Origin of the sequence: Serratia marcescens (assembly GCF_029846115.1) — a bacterium.
GTDB classification, from domain to species: domain Bacteria; phylum Pseudomonadota; class Gammaproteobacteria; order Enterobacterales; family Enterobacteriaceae; genus Serratia; species Serratia marcescens_L.
In genome coordinates, this window is the sequence record NZ_JARVZZ010000001.1 from 1,962,061 (window position 1) to 1,986,070 (window position 24,010).

24 protein-coding genes are annotated in these 24,010 nt (G+C 60.5%); 16 read left to right on the forward strand and 8 right to left on the reverse strand.

Going from position 1 to position 24,010, the window contains the following annotated elements; genetic code table 11:
* Positions 1-14 precede the first annotated feature (14 nt).
* The 4 genes from phoR (at position 15) to proY (ending at position 5,591) form a co-directional block, all read left to right on the forward strand.
* A complete protein-coding gene (gene phoR, locus QDT79_RS09105) occupies positions 15-1,331 on the forward strand; it encodes a phosphate regulon sensor histidine kinase PhoR (protein ID WP_038873234.1) in 1,317 nt (438 codons plus the stop codon).
* 14 nt (positions 1,332-1,345) lie between these two features.
* Positions 1,346-2,308, forward strand: coding sequence for a PstS family phosphate ABC transporter substrate-binding protein (locus tag QDT79_RS09110; protein WP_107227177.1), 963 nt, complete (start codon positions 1,346-1,348; stop codon positions 2,306-2,308).
* A gap of 486 nt (positions 2,309-2,794) precedes the next feature.
* Positions 2,795-4,111, forward strand: a complete 1,317-nt coding sequence (gene brnQ, locus QDT79_RS09115; RefSeq protein WP_038873241.1) for a branched-chain amino acid transport system II carrier protein — start codon at positions 2,795-2,797, stop codon at positions 4,109-4,111.
* A gap of 73 nt (positions 4,112-4,184) precedes the next feature.
* Positions 4,185-5,591 carry a proline-specific permease ProY gene (gene proY / locus QDT79_RS09120; RefSeq protein ID WP_063991170.1) on the forward strand — a complete coding sequence of 469 codons (1,407 nt, stop codon included), beginning with the start codon at positions 4,185-4,187 and terminating at the stop codon, positions 5,589-5,591.
* A gap of 45 nt (positions 5,592-5,636) precedes the next feature.
* Here proY and QDT79_RS09125 read toward each other — a convergent pair whose 3' ends face one another.
* From QDT79_RS09125 to QDT79_RS09140, 4 genes are all read right to left on the reverse strand, one after another.
* Positions 5,637-5,924 carry a HigA family addiction module antitoxin gene (locus tag QDT79_RS09125; RefSeq protein WP_025160069.1) on the reverse strand — a complete coding sequence of 96 codons (288 nt, stop codon included), beginning with the start codon at positions 5,922-5,924 and terminating at the stop codon, positions 5,637-5,639.
* Positions 5,924-6,202, reverse strand: a complete 279-nt coding sequence (locus QDT79_RS09130; RefSeq protein WP_019454217.1) for a type II toxin-antitoxin system RelE/ParE family toxin — start codon at positions 6,200-6,202, stop codon at positions 5,924-5,926. Before QDT79_RS09130 ends, QDT79_RS09125 begins: the two co-directional genes overlap by 1 nt.
* Positions 6,203-6,287: 85 nt before the next feature.
* The gene (locus tag QDT79_RS09135) at positions 6,288-6,557 is read right to left on the reverse strand and encodes a hypothetical protein (protein ID WP_063990905.1); all 270 of its coding nucleotides are present in this window, start codon (positions 6,555-6,557) and stop codon (positions 6,288-6,290) included.
* 132 nt (positions 6,558-6,689) lie between these two features.
* Positions 6,690-7,946, reverse strand: a complete 1,257-nt coding sequence (locus QDT79_RS09140; RefSeq protein WP_063990906.1) for a mechanosensitive ion channel family protein — start codon at positions 7,944-7,946, stop codon at positions 6,690-6,692.
* A gap of 247 nt (positions 7,947-8,193) precedes the next feature.
* Here QDT79_RS09140 and malZ point away from each other — a divergent pair, with 247 nt between their 5' ends.
* Positions 8,194-10,017: a maltodextrin glucosidase gene (malZ, locus tag QDT79_RS09145; protein ID WP_130018534.1), complete on the forward strand. Its 1,824-nt coding sequence runs from the start codon at positions 8,194-8,196 to the stop codon at positions 10,015-10,017.
* Positions 10,018-10,070: 53 nt separating this feature from the next.
* On the opposite strand, the gene ggt is transcribed toward malZ, so the two are convergent.
* The 3 genes from ggt to QDT79_RS09160 form a co-directional block, all read right to left on the reverse strand.
* The gene (gene ggt, locus QDT79_RS09150) at positions 10,071-11,834 is read right to left on the reverse strand and encodes a gamma-glutamyltransferase (protein WP_107227180.1); all 1,764 of its coding nucleotides are present in this window, start codon (positions 11,832-11,834) and stop codon (positions 10,071-10,073) included.
* A 234-nt stretch (positions 11,835-12,068) separates the two neighbouring features.
* Positions 12,069-12,671, reverse strand: a complete 603-nt coding sequence (locus QDT79_RS09155) for a peroxiredoxin C (RefSeq protein ID WP_019454212.1) — start codon at positions 12,669-12,671, stop codon at positions 12,069-12,071.
* A 229-nt stretch (positions 12,672-12,900) separates the two neighbouring features.
* Entirely contained in the window at positions 12,901-13,482 is a 582-nt protein-coding gene (locus QDT79_RS09160) for an ACP phosphodiesterase (protein ID WP_063990909.1), read from the reverse strand.
* 120 nt (positions 13,483-13,602) lie between these two features.
* Between QDT79_RS09160 and queA the strand changes: the two genes are divergently transcribed.
* From queA to secF, 5 genes are all read left to right on the forward strand, one after another.
* A complete protein-coding gene (gene queA / locus QDT79_RS09165) occupies positions 13,603-14,673 on the forward strand; it encodes a tRNA preQ1(34) S-adenosylmethionine ribosyltransferase-isomerase QueA (protein ID WP_308316422.1) in 1,071 nt (356 codons plus the stop codon).
* 72 nt (positions 14,674-14,745) lie between these two features.
* A complete protein-coding gene (gene tgt, locus QDT79_RS09170) occupies positions 14,746-15,870 on the forward strand; it encodes a tRNA guanosine(34) transglycosylase Tgt (RefSeq protein WP_033647322.1) in 1,125 nt (374 codons plus the stop codon).
* A 33-nt stretch (positions 15,871-15,903) separates the two neighbouring features.
* Positions 15,904-16,236: a preprotein translocase subunit YajC gene (gene yajC / locus QDT79_RS09175; protein ID WP_004940391.1), complete on the forward strand. Its 333-nt coding sequence runs from the start codon at positions 15,904-15,906 to the stop codon at positions 16,234-16,236.
* A gap of 24 nt (positions 16,237-16,260) precedes the next feature.
* Positions 16,261-18,108: a protein translocase subunit SecD gene (gene secD, locus QDT79_RS09180; protein WP_071845295.1), complete on the forward strand. Its 1,848-nt coding sequence runs from the start codon at positions 16,261-16,263 to the stop codon at positions 18,106-18,108.
* Between the two features lie 10 nt (positions 18,109-18,118).
* On the forward strand, positions 18,119-19,087 hold the full coding sequence (gene secF / locus QDT79_RS09185) for a protein translocase subunit SecF (protein ID WP_004940389.1): 969 nt from the start codon (positions 18,119-18,121) through the stop codon (positions 19,085-19,087).
* A gap of 64 nt (positions 19,088-19,151) precedes the next feature.
* Here secF and QDT79_RS09190 read toward each other — a convergent pair whose 3' ends face one another.
* Positions 19,152-19,712 carry a SadB/YajI family lipoprotein gene (locus tag QDT79_RS09190; RefSeq protein ID WP_308316423.1) on the reverse strand — a complete coding sequence of 187 codons (561 nt, stop codon included), beginning with the start codon at positions 19,710-19,712 and terminating at the stop codon, positions 19,152-19,154.
* Between the two features lie 176 nt (positions 19,713-19,888).
* On the opposite strand from QDT79_RS09190, the gene nrdR reads away from it, so the two are divergent.
* The 6 genes from nrdR (at position 19,889) to pgpA (ending at position 24,004) form a co-directional block, all read left to right on the forward strand.
* Positions 19,889-20,338: a transcriptional regulator NrdR gene (gene nrdR, locus QDT79_RS09195; RefSeq protein ID WP_004940387.1), complete on the forward strand. Its 450-nt coding sequence runs from the start codon at positions 19,889-19,891 to the stop codon at positions 20,336-20,338.
* 10 nt (positions 20,339-20,348) lie between these two features.
* Positions 20,349-21,458, forward strand: a complete 1,110-nt coding sequence (gene ribD / locus QDT79_RS09200; protein ID WP_171453415.1) for a bifunctional diaminohydroxyphosphoribosylaminopyrimidine deaminase/5-amino-6-(5-phosphoribosylamino)uracil reductase RibD — start codon at positions 20,349-20,351, stop codon at positions 21,456-21,458.
* A gap of 107 nt (positions 21,459-21,565) precedes the next feature.
* Entirely contained in the window at positions 21,566-22,036 is a 471-nt protein-coding gene (gene ribH, locus QDT79_RS09205; protein ID WP_004940385.1) for a 6,7-dimethyl-8-ribityllumazine synthase, read from the forward strand.
* A gap of 20 nt (positions 22,037-22,056) precedes the next feature.
* Positions 22,057-22,473, forward strand: coding sequence for a transcription antitermination factor NusB (nusB, locus tag QDT79_RS09210; RefSeq protein WP_004940384.1), 417 nt, complete (start codon positions 22,057-22,059; stop codon positions 22,471-22,473).
* A gap of 51 nt (positions 22,474-22,524) precedes the next feature.
* Positions 22,525-23,517 carry a thiamine-phosphate kinase gene (thiL, locus tag QDT79_RS09215; protein WP_063990965.1) on the forward strand — a complete coding sequence of 331 codons (993 nt, stop codon included), beginning with the start codon at positions 22,525-22,527 and terminating at the stop codon, positions 23,515-23,517.
* Positions 23,510-24,004: a phosphatidylglycerophosphatase A gene (gene pgpA / locus QDT79_RS09220; RefSeq protein WP_004940382.1), complete on the forward strand. Its 495-nt coding sequence runs from the start codon at positions 23,510-23,512 to the stop codon at positions 24,002-24,004. Before thiL ends, pgpA begins: the two co-directional genes overlap by 8 nt.
* Positions 24,005-24,010 lie beyond the last annotated feature (6 nt).

Consider the following 24,010-nt stretch of genomic DNA (forward strand, 5'->3'; position numbering starts at 1 on the left):
CTGGAGAATATGCCGTGTTAGAACGTCTGTCGTGGAAGAGGCTGGCTCTGGAGCTGGCTCTTTTTTGCCTGCCCGCCTTGCTGCTGGGGCTGATTTTCGGTTATCTGCCCTGGTTCCTGCTGGCCTCCGCGCTGGCTGCGCTGGTGTGGAATTTCTACAACCAGCTCAAACTCTCCCATTGGCTGTGGATTGACCGCAGCATGACGCCGCCGCCCGGCCGCTGGAGCTGGGAGCCGCTGTTCTATGGCCTGTATCAGATGCAGCAGCGCAATCGCCGCCGCCGGCGCGAGCTGGCGCTGCTGATCAAGCGCTTTCGCAGCGGGGCCGAATCGCTGCCTGATGCGGTGGTGATGACCACCGTCGAAGGCAACATCTTCTGGTGTAATGGGCTGGCGCAGCATCTACTCGGCTTTCGCTGGCCGGAAGACAACGGCCAGCACATCCTCAACCTGCTGCGTTATCCGGAATTCAGCCACTACCTGCAACAGCAGGAGTTCTCGCGCCCGCTGACGCTGCAGCTGAACAACGAACACTACGTCGAATTCCGCGTGATGCCTTATTCCGAAGGGCAACTGCTGATGGTGGCGCGCGACGTCACCCAGATGCGCCAGCTGGAGGGCGCGCGGCGCAACTTCTTCGCCAACGTCAGCCATGAACTGCGCACGCCGCTGACGGTGTTGCAGGGTTACCTGGAGATGATGGGCGACGAAGAGCAGGACGGCTCGCTGCGCAGCAAGGCGCTCGGCACCATGCAAGAACAGACCCGTCGGATGGACGGGCTGGTCAAGCAACTGCTGACGCTGTCGCGCATCGAGGCGGCGCCCAATGTCGACATGAACGAGCGGGTGGATATCCCGCTGATGCTGCGAGTGTTGCAGCGCGAGGCGCAATCGTTGAGCGGTGGCAATCACGAGATCAGCTTCCGGGTGAACGAACAGCTCAACGTGTTCGGCAATGAAGATCAGTTGCGCAGCGCGGTGTCTAACCTGGTGTACAACGCGGTCAATCACACGCCGAAGGGCACCCACATCGAAGTGAGTTGGCAGCAGACGGCGCATGGTGCGCAGTTCCAGGTCAGCGACAACGGGCCGGGCATCGCCGCCGAACACCTGCCGCGCCTGACCGAGCGTTTTTACCGCGTCGATAAGGCCCGTTCGCGCCAAACCGGCGGCAGCGGGTTGGGGCTGGCGATCGTCAAACACGCGCTCAGCCATCACGACGCGCGGCTGGAGATCCTCAGCGAGCCGGGGATCGGCACCCGCTTTATCTTTACCTTACCCAACCGGTTGATTGTTCCCGCCGCTTTATCAGAGAATGCGGTGAAAAATTAACGCGAGACACCGGTATGACCCGAATAACCCGAGGGCTGTTGCTTTGCCTGGCGCTGCTGGCCGGACGCGGCGCGCTGGCGCAGCCCGACGGCATGCTGGCGGGCAACCTGTCCAGCGTCGGTTCCGACACCTTGGCGAATCTGATGGCGCTGTGGGCGCAGGATTTCAGCCGGCATTACCCCAACGTTAACCTGCAGATCCAGGCCGCCGGCTCGTCGACCGCGCCGACCGCCTTGGCGGCGGGCGCCGCGCAGTTGGGCCCGATGAGCCGGCCGATGAAGGCGGCCGAGGTCTCGGCGTTCGAACACCGTTACGGCTATGCGCCGCTGGCGGTGCCGGTGGCGGTGGATGCGCTGGTGGTGTTGGTGCATCAGGACAATCCGCTGCGCGGCCTTAATCTGCAGCAGCTCGATCGCATTTTCTCCGCCACCCGGCGCTGCGGAGAAAGCAAACCGCTGACGCGTTGGGGCGAGCTGGGGCTCAGCGGCGACTGGGCGACGCGCTCGCTGCAGCGCTTCGGCCGCAATTCGGCTTCCGGCACCTACGGGTATTTCAAACTGCGCGCGCTGTGCGGCGGCGATTTTATGCCGCGCGTCAATGAGCTGCCCGGTTCGGCCTCGGTGGTGCAGGCGGTGGCCGGTTCGCTCAACGGCATCGGCTATGCCAGCATCGGCTTTCGCGCCAGCGGCGTGCGGCTACTGCCGTTGGCAGAGTCGGGTGAGGACTATGTCGCGCCTACCGCCGCCAACGTGCGCAACGATCGCTACCCGCTGTCGCGCTATCTCTATATCTATATCAACAAAGCCCCCAATCAACCGCTCGAGCCGCTGACCGCCGCGTTCCTCGACCGCGTGCTGTCGGCCGCAGGGCAGAACCTGGTCAATCACGACGGCTATCTGCCGCTGCCGCCGGCCGCCCTGCAGAAGACCCGCCAGGCGCTCGGCTTGCAGCCGCTCGCGTCGGCCACGGTGCAATAAGCGACAAAATGTGGCGTAATTTTCGCCTTTTTTAACGGCTGAACGGAGCTTATGCCACGCGAAAATCGGGCATTTATTGGCGTTTTCGCGCGGTAAAGTGGTATATGCTTCACGTTTCGTGAATCTGTTGTTCAAAAATGATACAAATCATGTAGTGTATATTTATTGATAGCCAATATGATCGACTGGTGGCTAAAGTTTATATGGTCGATAGCTCTGCTTTTCGCCGTGCGTCTTGCCTTGAAGCGCTATAAACGTTTACCTTAGCCCTCGTTGTCGGATTAAACCTCCATTTTTATAACTCCTAAAATTTTGCCCATCTTCATGAGTGGCCACTTTCGAATAGGGACATAAACGCCGGATCGACTGCGTTTAGGGTGCTTATTTGGTGCTGCAACGATCGGGCATGCCGGCAACCGGGTGGGGCGTCACGCCACCACGCTATCGGACCATATTTTTTCATTTGAACAGGCAACACGACATCGTATGAGTCATCGTTTAACGTCAAAAGATATCCTGGCACTGGGCTTCATGACCTTTGCCTTATTCGTTGGGGCCGGGAACATCATCTTCCCGCCGATGGTCGGCTTGCAGTCCGGTGAACACGTCTGGACCGCGGCGCTGGGCTTTCTGATCACCGCGGTCGGTCTGCCGGTCATTACCGTCATCGCGCTGGCGCGCGTCGGCGGCGGCATCGACGCCCTCAGCTCACCGATCGGCCGCGGCGCCGGCCTGCTGCTGGCGACCGTCTGCTACCTGGCCGTCGGCCCGCTGTTCGCCACGCCGCGCACCGCCACCGTGTCCTTTGAAGTGGGTATCGCCCCGCTGACCGGCGACGGTGCCATGCCGCTGTTCATCTACAGCCTGGTGTACTTCGCGCTGGTGATCGGCATCTCCCTGTATCCGGGCCGCCTGCTCGACACCGTCGGCCACGTGCTGGCACCGCTGAAGATTGTGGCGCTGGCCGTATTGGGCATCGCCGCGCTGCTGTGGCCTGCCGGCGCGCCGATCCCGGCGACGGCGGCTTACCAGAGCGTGCCTTTCTCCTCCGGCTTCGTTAACGGCTATCTGACCATGGATACGCTGGGTGCGCTGGTATTCGGCATCGTTATCGTCAATGCGGCGCGCTCGCGCGGCGTGAAAGACGCCGGTCTGTTGACCCGTTACACCATCTTGGCCGGTTTGATCGCCGGCGTGGGCCTGACGCTGGTTTACCTGAGCCTGTTCAAGCTGGGCTCCGGCAGCGGCGCGCTGGTGCCTGACGCCACCAACGGTGCGGTGATCCTGCACGCTTACGTTCAGAACACCTTCGGCGGCCTGGGCAGCTTCTTCCTGGCGGCGCTGATCTTCATCGCCTGTATGGTGACCGCAGTCGGCCTGACCTGCGCCTGCGCCGAGTTCTTTGCGCAATATCTGCCGTTCTCGTACAAGACGCTGGTATTTATCCTGGGCCTGTTCTCGATGGTGGTGTCCAACCTCGGCCTGAGCCACCTGATCCAGATCTCCATTCCGGTGCTGACCGCGATTTACCCGCCGTGCATCGTGCTGGTGGTGCTGAGCTTCACCCTGCGTTGGTGGCACAGCGCGCCGCGTATCATCGCGCCGGTGATGCTTGTCAGCCTGTTGTTTGGTATCCTTGACGCGGTGAAAGCCTCCAGTTTCCAGCAGCTGCTGCCGGCCTGGACCACTCACCTGCCGCTGGCGGAGCAGGGGTTGGCATGGTTGCCGCCTTCGCTGCTGATGCTGGTGCTGGTCGCGATTTATGATCGGGTGTGCACGCGTTCCCAAGTGACCGCGCACTGATAATCCCCCGGCTTAATCCAGGGCCACGGACATGTCCGTGGCTTTTTTACGTTTAAAACTATGGGTCATCTTCATGCAACAACAGTCACCCACCACGGCCCCCGACAATAAGCTGAAACGCGGCCTCAGTACGCGTCATATCCGCTTTATGGCGCTGGGATCGGCCATCGGCACCGGGTTGTTCTACGGCTCGGCGGACGCCATCAAAATGGCCGGTCCGAGCGTGCTGCTGGCTTACCTGATCGGCGGTATCGTGGCCTTTATCATCATGCGCGCACTGGGGGAGATGTCGGTCAACAACCCGCAGGCCAGTTCGTTTTCCCGCTACGCGCAGGACTACCTCGGCCCGATGGCGGGTTACATCACCGGTTGGACTTACTGCTTTGAAATCCTGATCGTCGCCATCGCCGACGTGACCGCCTTCGGCATCTATATGGGGGTCTGGTTCCCGGAAGTGCCGCACTGGATCTGGGTGCTGAGCGTGGTGCTGATCATCGGTGCCATCAACCTGATGAGCGTCAAGGTATTCGGCGAGTTGGAGTTCTGGTTCTCGTTCTTCAAGGTCGCCACCATCATCATCATGATCGCGGCCGGCATCGGCATCATCATCTGGGGCATCGGCAACGGCGGGCAACCGACCGGCATTCATAACCTGTGGTCGAACGGCGGCTTCTTCAGCAACGGCTTTATCGGTATGATCCTGTCGCTGCAGCTGGTGATGTTCGCTTACGGCGGCATTGAAATCATCGGCATCACCGCCGGCGAAGCCAAAGATCCGAAAAAATCGATTCCTAAAGCCATCAACTCGGTGCCTTGGCGCATTCTGGTGTTCTACGTCGGCACGCTGTTCGTCATTATGTCTATCTACCCGTGGAACCAGGTGGGCACCAACGGCAGTCCGTTCGTGCTGACCTTCCAGCATATGGGCATCACCGTGGCGGCGGGTATCCTCAACTTCGTGGTGATCACCGCTTCGCTGTCGGCGATTAACAGCGACGTGTTCGGCGTCGGTCGCATGCTGCACGGTATGGCCGAGCAGGGCCATGCGCCGAAGATGTTCAGCAAGGTATCGAAGCGCGGCATTCCCTGGGTGACGGTGGTGGTGATGATGCTGGCGCTGCTGCTGGCGGTATACCTCAACTACATCATGCCGGAGAGCGTGTTCCTGGTGATCGCGTCCCTGGCGACCTTCGCCACCGTGTGGGTGTGGATCATGATCCTGTTCTCCCAAATCGCCTTCCGCCGCAGCCTGAGCAAAGAGCAGGTGAAGCAGCTGGCGTTCCCGCTGCGCGGCGGAGTGTTCACCTCGGTGGTGGCAATCGTGTTCCTGGTGTTCATCATCGGCCTGATCGGCTACTTCCCGACCACGCGCGTCTCGCTGTACGCCGGCCTGGTTTGGGTGGTATTGCTGCTGGCGGGATACTGGTTCAAGGTCAACCATCAGAAAAAACGCGCGCCGCTGGCGGCGCAGCAAGACTAAATGGAAAAACACCGGCTAAGGCCGGTGTTTTTTTAGGGGCAGGCGTCAAGCGAAGTCCAGCTTGCGCAGTTTCGAAACGTCGATGGACTGCCTGGCCTGCCACAGATCGTAAGCATCCTGCATACCCATCCAAACCTGTTCGGAACTGCCTATCACGATAGACAGGCGGATGGCCATTTCCGGCGAGATATCGGACTTTCCGCTGATCAGGCGTTGAACCGTGGAGGGCGCGACGTCCAGCGCTTTAGCCAGCGCGCGCGCGCTGAGATTCAGCGTTTCCATGGTTTCTTTGATCAACTCGCCAGGATGAGGGGGATTATGCATGCGGTTCATTAGTGATAGTCCTCATAATTCACGATATAAACATCACCCTCGACCAGTTCAAACGTGATACGCCAGTTGCCGGTTACGGTGACGGACCATTGCCCGCTGCGAGCGCCCGTTAGCGGGTGCAAGAAGAAGCCGGGCAGATCTACGTCATCAATCACTTTCGCCAGATCCAGTACGCTCAGCCGCAGCGCGATTTTCTTCGCCTGCTTGGCGTCGATACCCGCCGTTGAACCGGTTTCGAAAAACTTTTTGAGTCCCTTATGCTTGAAGCTTCTTATCATCCTGACGGCTCCATGAGTGTTGCGCTATACGCATCATAGCCAGGTGTTGCGTGTGACGCAACAAGATGGGGCGTTTTTTAACCTACTATGCCAAGCGTTTGTCTTCCACTTCATCCTCCCCGGCGGCGCGCGCTTCGATGCGCACGTCGCCGCCGTTAAGGCGTTCCTCCTCTTCCTCGCCGGCGCAGCGCGCCAACACTTCGCGAATGTCCTGCATATTGCTGCTGAGCGCGCTCAGCGAAGGTTGCAGATTGCGGGGCATGCGGCTTTCCTCCAGCGAAGCGCTGTGCAGGCAGCCGATAAACAGCAGGGTGGCCATCAGGGTAAACAGCCGATGACGTAACCGTTTCAGCAAGGGCTTTCCCTCTCGGTGGTGAAGGTGATGGCGCATTAACGCCGTTTTCATCGGGGAAAAGAAGGGGATGGAGATATCTGCTGGCAATTGAAAGAACATCATTACCAGCAGACACAGTTACGTCAGCCGACGTCAGGAAGCGTTCGCGTTTTGTAGCAGCATGCCGCGCAGGTCATTGCCGGTTGGCGTCTGATGCACGCGTAGGCCGAACTCGTCGATCACCGCCAGAATATGGTCGAAAATATCCGCCTGAATGCTTTCATACTCCGCCCAGACCGTGGTGTTGGTGAAGGCGTAGATTTCCAGCGGCAGGCCTTCCGGCGTCGGCGCCAGCTGGCGCACCATCAGCGTCATGTTCTGGTGAATGCGCGGGTGAGCGCGCAGATAGGCTTCCAGATAGGCGCGCAGCGTGCCGAGGTTGGTCAGGCGGCGGCCGTTGAGCGGCGAGGCCAGATCGATGGCGATCTCCTGGTTGTGCTGGCTCAGCTCTTGGGTCTTGACGTTCAGGTAGCTGTGCAGCAGCGGGTTGCGCTGCAGGCGGTGCTGTTCCTCTTGCGACAGGAAGTGCACGCTGCCGGTGTCGATATTCAGGCTGCGCTTGATGCGACGCCCACCGGATTCCGACATCGAACGCCAGTTTTTGAACGAGTCGGAGATCAGCGCGTAGGTGGGAATGGTGGTGACGGTATTGTCCCAGTTGCGCACTTTGACCGTGGTCAGGCCGATGTCGGTGACCGCGCCGTCGGCGCCGTATTTCGGCATTTCCAGCCAGTCGCCGATCTTCAGCATATCGTTGGCGGAGAGCTGAATGCCGGCCACCAGCCCGAGGATCGGATCCTTGAACACCAACATCAGGACCGCGGTCATGGCGCCCAGGCCGCTGAGCAGCAGCAGCGGCGATTTGCCCATCAGCAGCGAGACGATCATGATACCGATCAGGATCGCCGCCACCAGTTTCAGGCCCTGGAAAATGCCGCGCAGCGGCAGCTGATTGGAAATCGGGCTTTGGCGCAGCAGCGCCAGCAGCGTATCCAGCAGCGAGAACAGCGACAGCAGGGTGAAGGCGAGGATCCACACCTGTGCGGCGGTGACGATCACCGCCTGGGTCTGGCTGCCGCTCTGTAACCACAGCGTCGCCTGGATGCTGATGATCACCCCTTGCAGCAGCAGCGCCACGCGCTGGAACAGTTTGTATTGGGTGATGGCCTGTTGCCAGACGCGCTGCGATTGCTGGCCGCGGCGCTGAAGGGCGGCCAACACCACCCGGTGCAGCACCAGGTGGATCACCACCGAGATCAGGACAATCAACCCCAATACCATCAACAGCGACATCACTCCGCCGAATTCCAAACCAAACTGTTCCAGCCAGCGCGTTATCTGTTGTTGCATTACCGCTCCTTAAAAAATGCGCAAAAAATATCCTGTAAACTTAAAACGCGTTAGCCTAAGGGGTAACGTGCAGGATTTGTGCCTGTTTACCTTTTTTTACATCGGGTTAGCGTTATTTTTCGGTCTCCGCCCCCCGGCTCATCCCCGGGTTTTGCGGCCAGAGAGGAGGGGGAGTTGCACTTAACGTGGCATTGTTCGCTTCTTGAAGAACGCCGTCGATTTCGTTTGGTACAGCAGGAGAAACAGTATGCTTAACGCCTGGCATCAACCGGTCCCGCCTTTTGTGGTGAAGCAAGGGCAACGTTTGGATATCACGCTGTGGTTACAGGGGGATGAACTGCCGGAGCGGGTGTTTTTGCGCGCCGAACCGGACAACGAAGAGTGGCTGCTGGTGATGAAAGCGCAGCGCCACGAGGGGATGCGGCGCTACCAGGCCAGCCTGACGCTGAATGAGGGCGAGCCGACGCGGCGTTACTGCTTCAAGCTGCTGTGGGCCGATCGCCAGCAGTGGTTCGGCCCGCAGGGCTGGTCATCAACGCCGCCGGGCCAGCTGGCGCAGTTCGCCGTCGACGATCCTGACAATGGCCCCGAGTGGGTGGCGGATCAGCTGTTCTACCAGATTTTCCCCGATCGGTTCGCCAGCAGCGGCGGCGAACACGGCATCCAGAGCGGCAGCTACCGCCATCACGCGGCCGGTGCCGAGGTGATTCGGCGCGACTGGCAGTATCCGCTGGAGGATCGCCACGCCGCCTCGACCTTTTACGGCGGCGATCTGGACGGCATCAGCGCCAAACTGCCGTATTTGCAGCAGCTGGGCGTGACGGCGCTGTATCTGAACCCGATTTTTACCGCGCCGAGCGTGCATAAGTACGATACCGAGGACTATTACCAGGTCGATCCGCACTTCGGCGGCAACGCGGCGCTGCAGCGTTTGCGAGTGAGCACTCACAAGGTGGGCATGAAACTGGTGCTGGACGGGGTATTCAACCACACCGGCGACTCGCATCCGTGGTTCGACCGCCATCGCCAGGGCGAAAACGGCGCCTGTCACCACCCCGATTCACCGTATCGCGGCTGGTTCAACTTTTACCCGGACGGCCGCGCGCTCGACTGGAAGGGCAACGCCAGCCTGCCGAAGCTTAATTTCGCCGAGCCGCAGGTCGCGGAAGCGATCTATCGCGGAGAAGGCAGCGTGGTGCGCCACTGGCTGCGCCCGCCGTACAGCATCGACGGTTGGCGGCTGGACGTGGTGCACATGCTGGGAGAGAACGGCGGCGCCACCGGTAACCTGAACCACCTGGCTGGCATCTATCAGGCGGTGAAGCAGGAGAACCCGCAGGCCTACGTCTTGGGCGAGCACTTCGGCGACGCGCGCCGCTGGCTGCACGCCGGCGTGGAGGACGCGGCGATGAACTACATGGGGTTCGCGCTGCCGGTGCGGGCGTTCTTGGCGGGGCTGGACGTGGCCTATCACCCGGTGCGGCTGGACGCCGCCGGGTGCGCGCAGTGGATGGACGGTTACCGCGCCGGGCTGCCGCACGGCCGCCAGCTGATCCAGTTCAACCAGCTGGACAGCCACGATACCGCGCGTTTCCTCACGCTGCTGCAGGGGAACGCGGCGCGCATGCAGATGGCGGCGGTGTGGTTGCTGAGCTGGATTGGCGTGCCTTGTCTCTATTATGGCGATGAGATTGGTCTGGACGGCGGCAACGACCCGTTCTGCCGCAAGCCGTTCCCGTGGGACGTCGGCGACTGGGACCGGCCGCTGTTGGCGCTGTTCCAGCGCATGGCGGCGCTGCGTAAACAGAGCGTGGCATTGCGCCGCGGCGGCTGTCAGGTGCTGTATGCCAACGGAGAAACGCTGGTGTTCGTGCGCCTGTATCAACAGGAGCAGGTGCTGGTGGCGCTGCAGCGCGACGGCAGTGGCCAGGCGCAGTTGCCGCATAACCCGCTGTTGGCGCGCGGCCCGTGGCGGCGTGTGGAAGGGCAGGGAGAGCTGAGCGAAACGGCGGGCGGGCTGCGCCTACAGCTGACGGAAGCGTCGGCCAGCGTGTGGCGTTATGAAGGCTAAAGCAACTGCGGGGGCCGAAGGGCCCCCGCGATCAAGGTGAGTAGGCGTTTACATCAGTAACCGACCGCAGAACCTGCCGGGCGACGCACGTCGTTGGCGCCGTACAGGTAGCCTTCGCGCACCTTGCCGGAAACCGCCGAGTCGTTGCCGGAGTTGGCCGGGCTGACGCCCGCCGCGCCCGGCAAACCGACCAGAATCAGTTCGGCGGCGCCCCACGGCGTTTGCTCGACCATCTTATAGCCCATGCCGCTCAGCAGCTTCAACGTATCGGCGGAAACGCCGCGCTGTTCGTAGTACACCTCATCCGGCAACCATTGGTGATGGATGCGCGGCGCGTCCACCGCTTCCTGCGGTGCCATGCCGTGGTCGATCACGTTCAACGCGGTCTGCAGGGTAATGGTGATGATGCGCGAACCGCCCGGCGAGCCCAGTACCATAAAGATCTTGTTGTCCCTGGTCACCAGCGTCGGGCTCATCGACGATAGTGGGCGCTTACCGGGGGCAATGCTGTTGGCGGTGCCCTGCACCAGCCCGTACAGGTTTTTCTCGCCCACTTTGACCGTAAAGTCGTCCATCTCGTCGTTGAGGAAGAAGCCGGTGCCCGGTGCGATCACCACGGCGCCGAAACGGCCGTTGACGGTATAGGTGGTGGAGACGGCGTTGCCGTCGTGATCGACGATCGAATAGTGGGTGGTTTCCGGTTTTTCATGCGGTTCCATGCCGGGCTGCACGTTTTCCGACGGCGTGGCCTTGTCCGCGACGATTTTCTTGCGGATCTGCTCGGCGTAGCTCTTGCTCACCAGCCGGTCGATCGGGTTCTTGATGAATTCCGGGTCGCCGAGGTAGGTGTTGCGGTCCATGTAGGCATGGCGCATCGCTTCGGTCATGGTGTGAATGGCCGCCGCCGAGTTGAAGCCCATGCTTTTCAGGTCATAGCCTTCCACCACGTTGAGGATTTCGCACAGCGTCACGCCGCCGGAGCTGGGAGGCGGCGCCGACACGAACTTGTAGCCGCGATAGCTGCAGGTAATCGGCGGGGTTTCGGTGACCTTGTAATTGGCGAAGTCGGCGGCGGTCAAGATGCCGCCGCCCTGTTTGGCCGCCGCCTCCACCGCCTGCGGGATCTTGCCTTTATAGAAGGCATCGGTTCCCCCTTTGGCGATGGCTTCCAGCGTATTGGCCAGATCGGTTTGCACCAGTTTGTCCCCCGGCTGCAGCGGGCTGCCGTCCGGGCGCAGGAAGATTTTGGCCGACTCGGGATCCTGTTTGAAGCGCGCGATGGTGGTGTCGAGAATATCGGTATCGGCGCGGGTCAGCACAAAGCCTTCGCGCGCCAGCTTGATAGCCGGCGCCAGCACCTGTTCGCGGCTCAGCTTGCCGTACTTCTCACGCGCGGTTTCCATCCCCAGCACGGTGCCCGGCACGCCCGCCGCCAGATAGCCGTACAGGCTGGCGTCTTTCTTTACCTTGCCGTCGGCATCCAGATACATGTTGGCGCTGGCCGCCGCCGGCGCGGTTTCACGGAAGTTGATGAAGGTGTCGGTGCCGTCCGCCAGGTGGACGGTCATAAAGCCGCCGCCGCCGATGTTGCCGCAGCAGGGGTTAACCACCGCCTGCGCATAGCCCACCGCCACGGCGGCGTCGATGGCGTTGCCGCCCATCTTCAGGATATCCACGCCGACCTGCGAGGCCAGGTGTTGCGAGGTGACCACCATGCCGTTTTTGGCTTCCACCGCCGGGTTGGATGCCGCATACAGGCTGCCGCTGACCAGCAGCGCCGCCATGGTCAGGGGTTTGCTCCATTTCTGTAAAAACATAGTTATTCCTACCCTGTCAGTTTTTTATTGTGTTGTGTTTGCTTGCCGCTGTTCGCTTGCAAAGCGCGAGCCAGCGTTATTGATAGTAGCCGCAGATGGGCGTGCGCGCGGCGAACTGGGTGGGAAATGTGAGCGGAAACAGGGAAATAAAGCACTGAAGGTGGGCGGTCTGCCCCATAAAGGGGCATAAAAAAACCGGCCGCGTGGGCCGGTTGATTCACTATCAGGCTGAAATTACAGCTTGGCAGCGTTTTCAGACAGGTATTTTGCAACGCCGTCTGGAGAAGCGCCCATACCTGCTTTGCCTTTTTCCCACTGAGCCGGGCACACTTCACCGTGCTCTTCGTGGAATTGCAGCGCATCAACGGTACGGATCATTTCGTCGATGTTACGGCCGATTGGCAGGTCGTTAACAACCTGAGCACGCACGATGCCGTCTTTGTCGATCAGGAAGGAGCCGCGCAGCGCAACGCCGGCTTCCGGGTGTTCGATGCCGTAAGCTTTCTGGATTTCACGCTTGATGTCAGCAACCATTGCATATTTCACTTCACCGATGCCGCCTTTGTCGACAGGGGTTTTACGCCATGCGTTGTGAACGAACTCTGAGTCGAAGGAAACGCCAACCACTTCAACGCCACGCTTCTGGAACTCTTCATAGCGGTGATCGAAAGCGATCAGCTCGGAAGGGCATACGAAGGTGAAGTCCATTGGCCAGAAGAACAGCACGGCCGGTTTGCCGTTCAGGTGCTTCTTCAGGTTGAAGTTTTCAACGATTTCGCCGCTACCCAGTACGGCAGCTGCAGTGAAGTCAGGGGCTTGACGAGTTACCAGGACCATAATTACTCCTGTAATAGGTGTTAAAGGGTGGATGTAAAAACAAGGGCCAGTATAGGGGCCGCGACTTGGTGAATAAAGGGTAAAAGACCAATCGATGAGATAGCTTTCACCTATCAAAGTCGTTGATATAATTTAGCGAGCTTTAAAAATAACCTTTTCCCACAAAAGGGCAAGCGGCAAAACGTAAATTCTTGCAAGGCGTTGCAATTTCAATGGCTTGGGCTTGACCTCAGAGCGCTTTGTCCTTCGCCTGCCGCATCATTTGCGGGTAAAACTGCCAGAACTGTGTTTCAAGCTGATGATAATGTTGCTCGACGTCGGCGAACGAACCGGCCAGCGCTTCGAGGCGCGGGCGGCGGCTGGCCATGCCCTGCAGCACCCGGGCGATGAACGGCAATTCGGCGTAGCGCTCCAGCCAGCGCTCCGGCCACAGGTAGCCGTTCAGGTTCTGAAAACGCGGCGGCGTGAGCGGCAGATAAGGCTCGATCTGGCTGCGGGCTTCTTGGGTAAACTGGTGCAGATCGCGCGAAGGCTCCAACTGCTGCCAGTGGCGCGCCAGAAAATGGTCCCACACCACGTCGAGGGTGATCGGTGCCACGCGGCGGTAGGGGGCGCTGAAATAGTCGCGGCAGGCTTTCACCTGCGGCAGGCTGTCGGTCAGCACGTCGACGCGGCGGTGCATCATGATGCCGGCCACCACGTCGGGCTGGTAGTCGGCGGCGGGGTTGCCGCGCACGAAATCGGCCAGCAGGTTGCCCAGCAGCGAGCTGTCCGCCAACATGGCCAAATGAAGATGAGCGAGAAAATTCATCCCACAACTATACCCGAAGTCAGGCAAATCCTCCTTATTTCTTGCCGCTGACCGCCCCCGGCTTTAGACTAGGCCGCCTGTTTTTTACCAACCAGCCCTAAATTGAAGAAGTGAATACCCATGCGCGTCGCTGATTTTTCGTTTGAACTTCCCGAATCCCTGATTGCCCACTATCCCCAGGCCGAACGCAGCGCATGCCGCCTGCTGCAGCTGGATGGGCCGAGCGGGGCGCTGACGCACGGCGTATTCACCGATCTGCTGGATAAGCTGGAAGCCGGCGATCTGCTGGTGTTCAACAATACCCGCGTGATCCCGGCGCGGATGTTCGGCCGCAAGGTCAGCGGCGGCAAGATTGAAGTGCTGGTGGAGCGCGTGCTGGACGACCATCGCGTGCTGGCGCACGTGCGCGCGTCGAAAGCGCCGAAGCCGGGCGCCGAGCTGCTGTTGGGGGATGACGAGAGCATCGCCGCGACCATGGTGGCGCGCCACGAGACGCTGTTCGAGCTGCGCTTCAACGACGAGCGCGACGTGTTCACTATCCTCAACGCCGCCGGTCACATGCCGCTGCCGCCTTATATCGCCCGCCCGGATGAAGACGCCGACCGCGAGCTGTATCAGACGGTCTACAGCGAGAAGCCCGGCGCGGTCGCCGCGCCGACCGCCGGCCTGCACTTCGACGAGCCGCTATTGGCGGCGCTACGCGCCAAGGGCGTGGAAATGGCGTTCGTGACGCTGCACGTCGGCGCCGGCACCTTCCAGCCGGTGCGGGTGGAGACCATCGAAGATCACGTGATGCACGCCGAATACGCCGAAGTGCCGCAGGACGTGGTCGATGCGGTGCTGGCCTGCAAGGCGCGCGGCAAACGCGTGGTGGCGGTGGGCACCACCTCGGTGCGCTCGCTGGAAAGCGCCGCGGCGGCCAGCAAAGAGGCGCTGATTGCGCCGTTCTTCGGCGATACAAGCATCTTTATCTATCCAGGCTATCACTATCAGGTGATCGACGCGCTGGTGACCAATTTCCACCTGCCGGAATCGACCCTGATCATGCTGGTGTCGGCCTTCGCCGGCTATAAAAATACCATGAATGCCTATCAGCAGGCGGTGGCCGAGCAGTATCGCTTTTTCAGCTACGGCGATGCGATGTTCATCAGCCATAACCCGCAGGCGGAAAACGAATCCGTCGGCGGTTAATTTCCCGGGCTGCGCCCACGGCGCGGCCCCGTTTCAACGACATCAGACTGTTTCTCTGATGCTGGAGGCTTTGTGAAGTACGAACTACAAACTACCGATGGCCGCGCGCGTCGCGGCCGCCTGATCTTCGACCGCGGCGTGGTGGAAACCCCGGCCTTTATGCCGGTCGGTACCTACGGTACGGTCAAGGGCATGACGCCGGAAGAAGTGAAAGAGACCGGCGCACAGATCCTGCTGGGCAACACCTTCCACCTGTGGCTGCGCCCGGGCCAGGAGATCATGAAACTGCACGGCGATCTGCACGACTTCATGCAGTGGCATGGGCCGATCCTCACCGACTCCGGCGGTTTCCAGGTATTCAGCCTGGGGGCGATGCGCAAGATCAAAGAGGAAGGCGTGTACTTCCGCAACCCGATCAACGGCGACAAGGTGTTCCTGAGCCCGGAAAAATCGATGGAAATCCAGTATGACCTGGGTTCCGACATCGTGATGATCTTCGACGAATGTACGCCGTACCCGGCCGACTGGGACTACGCCAAGCGTTCGATGGAAATGTCGCTCCGCTGGGCAGAGCGCAGCCGCAAGCGTTTCGACGAGCTGGAAAATAAAAATGCGCTGTTCGGCATCATTCAGGGCGGTGTTTACGAAGATTTACGTGATGTTTCCGTCAAAGGGCTGGTGGATATCGGCTTTGACGGGTACGCTGTGGGCGGCTTGGCTGTAGGCGAGCCGAAAGAGGATATGCATCGCATTCTTGAACACGTTTGCCCGCAAATTCCGGAAGATAAGCCACGCTATTTGATGGGCGTCGGCAAGCCGGAAGATTTGGTGGAAGGCGTGCGTCGCGGCATCGACATGTTCGACTGCGTCATGCCGACCCGCAACGCCCGCAACGGCCATCTGTTCGTGACTGACGGTGTGGTAAAAATCCGTAATGCCAAGCACAAGGATGATACTTCTCCGCTGGATAAGGACTGTGATTGCTACACGTGTCGCCATTACAGCCGCGCCTACTTGCACCATCTCGACCGTTGCAACGAAATATTGGGTGCTCGACTGAACACGATTCATAACCTGCGTCACTACCAGCGCCTCATGGCGGGTTTACGCCAGGCTATCGAAGAGGGTAAATTAGAGCAGTTTGTTGCGGATTTCTATGGTCGGATCGGTAAGCCGATTCCGCCTTTAAACGCTTGATCTAATAATTGATAACTTAATGAGGGAATTTCAATGAGCTTTTTCATTTCTGACGCCGTCGCATCCGCAGGGGCTCCGGCTCAGGGAAGCCCGTACTCTCTGATCATTATGCTGGTGGTGTTCGGCCTGATCTTCTACTTCATGATCCTGCGCCCACAGCAGAAGCGCGCTAAAGATCACAAGAAGCTGATGGACTCCATCGGTAAAGGCGACGAAGTGCTGACCACCGGCGGCCTGATCGGTCGCGTGACCAAAGTGGCCGACACCGGCATCATCGCCATCGCGCTGAACGACACCACGGAAGTGATGATCAAGCGTGACTTCGTGGCGGCCGTTCTGCCGAAAGGTACCATGAAGGCCCTGTAATCTTTTTTCCCGAAGGGAATTGCCGTGCTAAACCGTTATCCTTTGTGGAAGTATCTGATGTTGATCGTCGTGATCCTCGTCGGTCTGCTTTATGCGCTTCCCAACATCTACGGTGAGGATCCGGCCGTACAAATCACTGGCGCGCGCGGCGTCGCCGCCAGTGAAACTACGCTGGACCAGGTCCGTACCGTATTAGAAAAAGACAACATCGCGAGCAAGTCGATTGCGCTGGAAAATGGCGCCATCCTGGCTCGCTTTAAAGATCCTGACGTTCAGCTGCGCGCCCGCGAAGCGCTGGTGACCGAGCTGGGTGACAAATTCGTCGTGGCGCTGAACCTGGCGCCGGCCACGCCGACCTGGCTGGCCATGCTGGGCGCAGAGCCGATGAAACTCGGCCTGGACCTGCGCGGCGGCGTGCACTTCCTGATGGAAGTGGACATGGACACCGCGCTGAGCAAGCTGCAGGAACAGACCATGGATACCCTGCGCAGCGAGCTGCGTGAGAAGGGCATTCCTTACGCGTCTATCCGCAAGCTGGACAACAACGGCGTGGAAGTTCGCTTCCGTGACGATGCGGCTCGCGACCAGGCCATCAGCTACATCGGCCCGCGTCAGCGCGATCTGGTGCTGTCCGCCAACGGCGCCAACACCATGAAAGCCAGCCTGACGGACGCCCGTCTGAGCGAAGCGCGCGAATACGCCGTCCAGCAGAACATCACTATCCTGCGTAACCGCGTCAACCAGCTCGGCGTTGCCGAACCGCTGGTGCAGCGCCAGGGCGCCGACCGCATCGTGGTCGAGCTGCCGGGCATTCAGGACACCGCGCGCGCCAAAGAAATTCTGGGCGCCACCGCGACCCTGGAGTTCCGTTTGGTGAACACCAATGCGGACGCCACTGCGGCGGCCAACGGCCGCGTGCCGGGCGACTCCGAGGTGAAATACACCCGTGACGGCCAGCCGATCGTGCTGTACAAGCGCGTGATCCTGACCGGTGACCACATCACCGACTCCACCTCGAGCACCGACGAATACAACCAGCCGCAGGTTAACATCTCGCTGGACAGCGCCGGCGGCACGTCGATGTCCAACTTCACCAAGGACAACATCGGCAAGCCGATGGCGACCCTGTTCGTGGAGTATAAGGACAGCGGCAAGAAAGACGCCAACGGCCGTGCGGTGCTGGTGAAACAGGAAGAAGTGATCAACGTGGCGAACATTCAGTCGCGTCTGGGCAACAGCTTCCGCATCACCGGTATCGGCAACCCGAACGAAGCGCGTCAGCTTTCGCTGCTGCTGCGTGCGGGCGCGCTGATCGCGCCGATTCAGATCGTCGAAGAGCGCACCATCGGTCCAACCCTGGGTCAGCAGAACATCACCCAAGGTCTGGAAGCCTGTCTGTGGGGCCTGGTGGCGTCCATCGTCTTCATGGTGGTCTGGTACCGTAAGTTCGGCGTGATCGCCACCACGGCGCTGGTCGCCAACCTGGTGCTGATCGTCGGCGTGATGTCCCTGTTACCGGGGGCGACGCTGACCATGCCGGGCATTGCCGGGATCGTGTTGACGCTGGCGGTGGCGGTCGACGCCAACGTACTGATTAACGAACGTATCAAGGAAGAGCTGAAGAACGGCAGGTCCGTTCAGCAGGCGATCCATGAGGGCTATAAAGGCGCGTTCTCCAGTATCGTCGACGCCAACATCACCACGCTGATCACCGCGGTCATCCTGTACGCAGTGGGCACCGGTTCGATCAAAGGCTTTGCGATCACCACCGCTATCGGTGTGGCGACGTCCATGTTCACCGCGATTGTCGGTACCCGTGCCATCGTCAACCTGCTTTACGGCGGCAAACGCATTAACAAGCTGTCTATCTGAGGAGTGCGTTGTGGCACAGGATTATACTGTTGAGCAACTCAACTACGGCCGTAAAGTCTACGACTTTATGCGCTGGGACTATTTGGCCTTCGGCATCTCGTTGCTGCTGTTGGTCGCGTCGATCGTCACCATGTCGGTGCGCGGGTTTAACTGGGGTCTGGATTTCACCGGCGGTACGGTGATTGAAATCAACCTGGAGAAACCGGCTAACCTCGACCTTATGCGCGATACGCTGGAGAAGGCCGGGTTCCAGGATCCGATCATCCAGAACTTCGGCAGCAGCCGCGACGTGATGGTGCGCATGCCACCGGCGACCGGCACCGCAGGTCAGGAACTGGGCAACAAGGTGATCGGCGTGATCAACGACTCGGTGGATAAAAACGCCACCGTGAAGCGCATCGAGTTCGTCGGCCCGAGCGTGGGCAGCGAACTGGCGCAAACCGGCGGCATGGCGCTGCTGGTGGCGTTGATCTGTATCCTGATCTACGTCGGTTTCCGCTTCGAATGGCGCCTGGCGCTGGGGGCGGTTATCGCGCTGGCGCACGACGTGATCATCACGCTGGGCGTGCTGTCGCTGTTCCACATCGAGATTGACCTGACCATCGTCGCGTCCCTGATGTCGGTTATCGGCTACTCGCTGAACGACAGCATCGTGGTCTCCGACCGTATTCGTGAGAACTTCCGCAAGATCCGCCGCGGTACGCCTTACGAGATCATGAACGTGTCGCTGACCCAAACGCTGAGCCGTACGCTGATGACCTCCGGGACCACCCTGATGGTAGTGCTGATGCTGTACATCTTCGGTGGCGCGATGCTGCAAGGCTTCTCGCTGGCGATGCTGATCGGCGTGTCGATCGGTACCGTTTCCTCCATTTACGTCGCGTCCGCGCTGGCGTTGAAGCTGGGGATGAAACGCGAACACATGCTGCAGCAAAAAGTGGAAAAAGAGGGCGCAGATCAGCCTTCGATTCTGCCTTAACCGCCGCAGTATTCAGCGAAATGAGAAGGAGCGCCGATGGCGCTCCTTTTTTTTGCCTCGGGTTTCAGTGTTGCTGCGCCACCGCCGGTTGGGCGATCGAAACCAGACTGTGCAGACGGATATAGCCCAATTGTTCCGGCGTCAGGCCGCTGAAACGCAGCTCGAAGTCCTGGCCGGGCTTCGGCAGCAGCGAGTCGGCGCTGGCGATCGGTTGCGACAGCGCCTCGGCGGTCAGCGGCCGGCCGGTGGCCTCGTCCAACTGGCCCCATTCCACCACGGCTTTGAACGGCGGCAGCGTGGCCTGTGAGAGGATGCGCACATGCAACTGCGCCTGAGTGCCGTTGGCTTCGTTCTTGATGTGGCTCAGCGAAACGCTCAGCTCGCCGATGCCGCTCTGCAAACGGGCGGCGCTTCGGGCTGCCGGCAGCAGGTAGACGCCGTTGTCGGAGTGCTGATTGAGCAGATTTTGCCGCTCCAGCGCAGTGGTCTGATCGGTCAGCACGCTCACTTTCTGGTTCAGCGCGGCGACCTGATGGCGCAGCTGGGGCACGGCGGCGTTGTGCGCGCAGCCCGCCAGCAAAATAGCGGCGGCGAGCAGGGCGATTTTAGGGTAACAGGTTGTCATGACGGCGATTTCCTATGCTGAGTCTCCTGCTATCAAGCTTAGTCCGCATGGCGGTGAAAGTCATATCGTTGCTGCCTTTCCGCCGCCTGTCGCAACAAATGGCCGCCGCCCTTTGTTGTGGCTGCACTTCGGGGTAAACTGCTTTTATCTATAAAAAACGTTTATCAGGACGTGTTATGCATTGCCCTTTCTGCGCCGCCGTTGATACCAAAGTCATTGATTCCCGCCTGGTGGGGGACGGTTCGCAAGTGCGCCGCCGCCGCCAGTGTCTGGTGTGCAATGAACGCTTCACCACCTTCGAAGTGGCCGAGCTGGTGATGCCGCGAGTGATTAAAAGCGATGAGGTGCGCGAGCCGTTCAACGAAGACAAACTGCGCCGCGGCATGCTGAAAGCGCTGGAAAAGCGCCCGGTCAGCTCGGATGACGTGGAAAACGCCCTTAATCACATCAAATCCCAACTGCGCGCCACCGGCGAACGCGAAGTGCCGACCAAACTGGTGGGCAATCTGGTGATGGATGCGCTGAAAAAGCTGGATAAGGTCGCCTATATCCGCTTCGCGTCGGTATACCGCAGCTTCGAAGACGTGCGCGAGTTCGGCGAAGAGATTGCCCGCCTGCAAGACTAAAGGATCTTTCATGCATCACGACGAATTTTACATGGCGCGCGCCTTCGAACTGGCGCGGCTGGGGCGTTTCACCACCGCGCCCAATCCGAACGTCGGCTGCGTTATCGTGCGCGACGGCGAAATTGTCGGTGAAGGCTATCATCTGCGCGCCGGCGAGCCGCACGCGGAAGTGCACGCGCTGCGCATGGCGGGCGACAAGGCGCGCGGCGCCACCGCCTATGTCACGCTCGAGCCGTGTAGCCACCACGGCCGCACGCCGCCCTGCGCCGATGCGCTGGTGGCCGCCGGGGTGACGCGGGTGGTCGCGGCGATGCAAGATCCTAACCCGCAGGTGGCGGGGCGCGGGCTGTACAAGCTGCAGCAGGCCGGCGTCGAGGTGCGGCACGGCCTGATGCTGGCCGAGGCCGAAGCGGTCAATCTGGGCTTCCTCAAGCGCATGCGCACCGGCTTCCCTTACGTGCAGCTGAAGCTGGGCGCGTCGCTGGACGGCCGCACGGCGATGGCCTCCGGCGAGAGCCAGTGGATCACCTCACCCGAAGCGCGTCAGGACGTGCAGCGCCTGCGCGCGCAGAGCGCCGCCATCCTCAGCACCAGCGCCACCGTGCTGGCGGACGATCCGTCGCTGACGGTGCGTTGGGATGAACTGGACGCCGAGACGCAGCGCCTCTATCCGCGCGACAATCTACGCCAGCCGCTGCGCATCCTGCTCGACAGCCAAAACCGCATTACCCCGCAGCACCGCGTGGTGCAGCAGCCCGGCGCCACCTGGCTGGCGCGCCTGCAGGCGGATGAACAGGCCTGGCCGCAAGACGTTGAGCAGTTTATCTGCCCGGCGCACGGCGGCGGCGTCGATCTGGTGGTGATGATGATGCTGTTGGCCAAGCGCCAGGTGAATTCAATCTGGGTGGAGGCGGGCGCATCGCTGGCCGGTGCGCTGCTGCAGGCCGGCCTGGTGGATGAGCTCATTTTGTACATCGCGCCGAAACTGTTGGGCGATAATGGCCGTGGCCTGTGCCACCTGCCGGGCCTGGAGCGATTGGCCGACGCGCCGGAATTCGTCTTTAGCGACGTGCGTCAGGTCGGCCCCGATCTGCGTTTGCGCCTGCGGGCGAAACACTGAATCTCGCGCCCGCGCGCCGGTTTTACAAAAGCGCCGCGCAGGCGATGAAAGAATATGATAGAATCCGCCCCCCTGCGGGGTATTGAACCCATTTTTAAGGAAAGCCCATGAAAGTTATCGAAGGTGTTGTTGCTACTCCAAATGCCCGTGTGGCGATCGCAATTGCACGTTTTAACAATTTCATCAACGACAGCCTGCTGGAAGGTGCCATCGACGCGCTGAAACGCATTGGTCAGGTTGCTGACGACAACATCACCGTTGTCTGGGTCCCGGGCGCTTACGAGCTGCCGCTGACGGCGAGCGTATTGGCCAAAACCGGCAAATACGACGCGGTTATCGCGCTGGGCACCGTTATCCGTGGGGGCACCGCGCACTTCGAATATGTGGCGGGCGAAGCCAGCTCCGGCATCGGCAACGTTGCGATGAATGCCGAAATCCCGGTTGCCTTTGGCGTGCTGACCACCGAAAGCATCGAGCAGGCGATCGAACGCGCCGGCACCAAAGCGGGTAACAAGGGCGCTGAAGCCGCGCTGACCGCACTTGAAATGATTAATGTTATCAAAGCTATTAAAGCCTGAATTTAGTTAAGGGGAATTCCGTGAAACCTGCTGCTCGTCGCCGCGCTCGTGAGTGCGCTGTTCAAGCGCTTTACTCTTGGCAGTTGTCTAAAAACGACCTTGCCGATGTTGAACACCAGTTCCTGACGGAGCAGGATGTCAAAGATGTTGACGTCGCCTATTTTCGCGAGTTGCTGTCCGGCGCGGCAGTGAATGCAGGTATGCTGGACGAACTGATGGCGCCTTACCTGTCGCGTCAGCTCGAAGAGCTGGGCCAGGTGGAACGCGCGGTGCTGCGCGTCGCGCTGTTTGAACTGAAAATGCGCGAGGATGTCCCTTACAAGGTGGCGATCAACGAAGCGATCGAACTGGCGAAAACCTTCGGCGCAGAAGACAGCCACAAGTTTGTGAACGGGGTGCTGGATAAAGTGGCACCAACCCTTCGCAAGAAAAAGTAAAACATTAAGGCCGGCATTCCCGGCCTTAATTTCTTCTAGTGGAATATCGATATGGCATGCGGCGAATTTGACCTCATTGCCCGCTATTTTGACCGGTTTAAGCGCGTGCGCCGGGATGTACAGTTGGGCATTGGAGATGACTGCGCACTGCTGGCAGTGCCGGAAAAACAGCTGGTGGCCGTCAGTACCGATACGTTGGTCGCGGGCATTCACTTCCTGCCGGACATCGATCCGGCCGATCTCGGTTATAAGGCGCTGGCGGTCAATCTGAGCGATCTGGCGGCGATGGGCGCCGATCCGGCCTGGCTCTCGCTGGCACTGACCCTGCCGGAGGTGGACGAGCCGTGGCTGAAGGCCTTCAGCGACAGCCTGTTCGATCAGCTCAACTATTATGGCATGCAGCTGATCGGCGGCGATACCACGCGCGGGCCGCTGAGCATGACGTTGACCATTCAGGGGCTGATCCCGGCCGGCCGGGCGCTGACCCGCAGCGGTGCGCGCATCGGCGACTGGATCTATGTGACCGGCACGCTGGGCGACAGCGCCGCCGGTCTGGCGATCCTGCAGGATCGCCTGGCGGTGACGGATGCGGCGGCGCGCGATTATCTGATCGCTCGTCATCTGCGGCCGCAGCCGCGGGTGCTGCAGGGGCAGGCGCTGCGCGATCTGGCCAGCTCGGCGATCGACATCTCCGACGGCCTGATTTCCGATCTGAAGCATATCCTGAAGGCCAGCGACTGTGGCGCGCGCATCGTGCTGGACGAGCTGCCGATGTCGCAGGCGCTGAGCAGCCACGCCGATGCCGAGCAGGCGCTGCGTTGGGCGCTGGCGGGCGGTGAAGATTATGAGCTGTGCTTCACCGTGCCGGAGATCAACCGCGGCGCGCTGGAAGTGGCGCTGAGTCACCTCGGAGCTGACTACACCTGCATCGGCCAAATTGGCCCGCTGTCTGAAGGCATCCGCTATTATCGCGACGACGAAGCGGTAGAGCTGGATTGGATTGGGTTCGATCATTTCAACGCGGAGCCGGGCACCCATGGATGAAGCCAAGCGTCGGCTGCGGATGAGCAATCCGTGGCACCTGCTGGCCACCGGGTTTGGCAGCGGTTTGTCGCCGGTGATGCCGGGCACCATGGGATCGCTGGCGGCGATCCCGTTCTGGCTGCTGCTGATCCAGCTGCCGTGGCAGCTTTACTCGCTGGCGGTGATGTTCAGCATCTGCATCGGCGTCTATATTTGCCACCGTACGGCAAAAGACATGAAGGTGCACGATCACGGCAGCATCGTCTGGGACGAGTTCGTCGGCATGTGGATCACGCTGATGGCGCTGCCGGTCAACGACTGGCGCTGGGTCGCCGCCGGTTTCGTCATCTTCCGCATTCTGGATATGTGGAAACCGTGGCCGATCCGCTGGTTCGACCGCAACGTACATGGCGGCATGGGCATCATGGTCGACGATATCATCGCCGGCGTGCTGTCCGCCGGCATCATCTACCTGATTGGGCATCACTGGCCGATTGGGCTGTTCTGACAGACG